Here is a 264-nt window from a genome sequence, read left to right as displayed (position 1 = left end):
CTATACAACGCTTAGAAGATGTCAATATCATTTATCCTATTGATAAGCTCAAACTCTATCCGCAAGAGCTATCAGGCTGTCAGCGCCATCGGTTAATGATTTCTATGTCATTTTCACATCAGCCTGACATTTTGATTGGTGTTTCTGGTCAACCTGGCTTATTTACAGAACAAGTAATACGCGCTATGCATGCCGGTTGTGAACAGCCAATTATTTTCCCATTAAGTAATCCATCTAAGCAAGTAGAAGCGCATCCTGCTGATG

At 40.5% G+C, this 264-nt stretch carries 1 protein-coding gene; it reads left to right on the top strand.

Annotated features, from left to right (window positions below):
- On the top strand, positions 1 to 264 hold a 264-nt coding region (locus tag AAEY83_RS15955), incomplete at both ends, for a malic enzyme-like NAD(P)-binding protein (RefSeq protein ID WP_351060533.1).

Origin of the sequence: Psychrobacter sp. TB20-MNA-CIBAN-0197 (genome assembly GCF_040309765.1) — a bacterium.
Lineage (GTDB): Bacteria > Pseudomonadota > Gammaproteobacteria > Pseudomonadales > Moraxellaceae > Psychrobacter > Psychrobacter submarinus.
The sequence above is the reverse complement of the archived record's forward strand: the minus strand, read 5'-3'. Positions and strand labels throughout refer to the sequence as shown.